Source organism: Actinoplanes campanulatus, assembly GCF_014647795.1.
GTDB classification, from domain to species: domain Bacteria; phylum Actinomycetota; class Actinomycetes; order Mycobacteriales; family Micromonosporaceae; genus Actinoplanes; species Actinoplanes campanulatus.
In genome coordinates this window covers 1-1,218 of the sequence record NZ_BMPW01000073.1, presented here as the reverse complement: position 1 = coordinate 1,218, position 1,218 = coordinate 1, and the positions used below count along the sequence as shown (strand labels likewise).

The following is a 1,218-nucleotide window of genomic DNA, read 5'->3' as shown; positions in this document are numbered from 1 at the left end:
GATCAGGCGGTCCGGATCGGCACGGCGTGCACCGACGGGCCGGTGGTGGTGCGTACCGCGGTGGGGTCGCGCCGGGTGCTCGACGTGCTCCTCGGCGAGCAGCTGCCCCGGATCTGCTGACCCGGGGCAGCGGGGTCTGTCAGCGGTCGGCGTCGCGGCGGCTCTGCCGTGCCGGCCCACCGCGCGCCTCGTCGTGCAGCAGGTCGGGCAGTGGCGTCATGTCGTGCCACGTGGGGTTCATGCCGGCCTCCCTGCCGCCGGGTGGTGCGGGTTCAGGACTTCGCGAGACTGTCGTGGACGACCGCGACCGGGCAGGCCGAGTGGCGCAGCAGGTGCTGGCTCACCGAACCGAGCAGCATCCCGCGGACCGCCCCGCGGCCCCGGGATCCGACCACCAGCAGTTGCGCACCGTCGCTGGCCCGGGTCAGGGCCGCGGCCGGATGCTCGACCACGGCGTCGGCCTGGACCCGAAGGTTCGGGTAGGTGTCGCGGATGACGGTCACCTCCGTGTCGAACGGTTCCCGTTCGCGGGCGGTGACCGTCCCGGTGGCCATCGGGGTCTCCGCCCAGATACCGGTGACCGGCGGCCAGGCGTGGATGACATGCAGCGGCGCTTTCCGCGCGCTTGCCTGCTCGGCGGCGAACACCAGCATGGCCGGCGCCGCGTCGGTGTCGTCGATGCCGGCGACCACCGGGCCGGGGGCCGGCTGGGCGCCGCGGACCACCACGACCGGGCAGTGGGCGTGGGCGGTCACCGCCGCGGAGACCGAGCCGAACAGCCCGGCGACGGCGCTGTGCCCACGACCGCCGAGAACCAGCAACCGGGCCTGCCGGGAACGGTCGATCAGGGCCGTGGCGGCATGTGCGCGTACGGTCGTGGTGGTCACTGGCACCAGGGGGTGCGTCGTGTGCGCCGTCTCGACCGCCCGGTCGAGCGTGCTTTCGATGATCCGCTCGACGTACAATTCGGGGCTCAGGGTGGGGGACGGGGCCATGCTCGCGGCAGGGGCGAGGATTGGCCATTCGTCGGCGTGGACCAGCTCCACCGGATCGCCGGTGTGTTCTGCCTCCTCCAGCGCCCAGGCAAGGGCGTCGTCGGACCATGACGATCCGTCGTAGCCGACGATGATCTTATTCTGCATGGTACGGCCCTCCTTCTCCGGTCCGGGCGACCAGGTCGGCGATGCGGCCGAGTGCGCTGGCCGGGCCGGTCGCCGT

1 protein-coding gene is annotated in these 1,218 nt (G+C 73.0%); it reads right to left on the bottom strand.

Annotated features, from left to right (window positions below):
* Positions 1-272: 272 nt before the first annotated feature.
* On the bottom strand, positions 273-1,142 hold the full coding sequence (locus IEZ13_RS46080; protein ID WP_183227923.1) for a universal stress protein: 870 nt from the start codon (positions 1,140-1,142) through the stop codon (positions 273-275).
* Between the last annotated feature and the right edge of the window lie 76 nt (positions 1,143-1,218).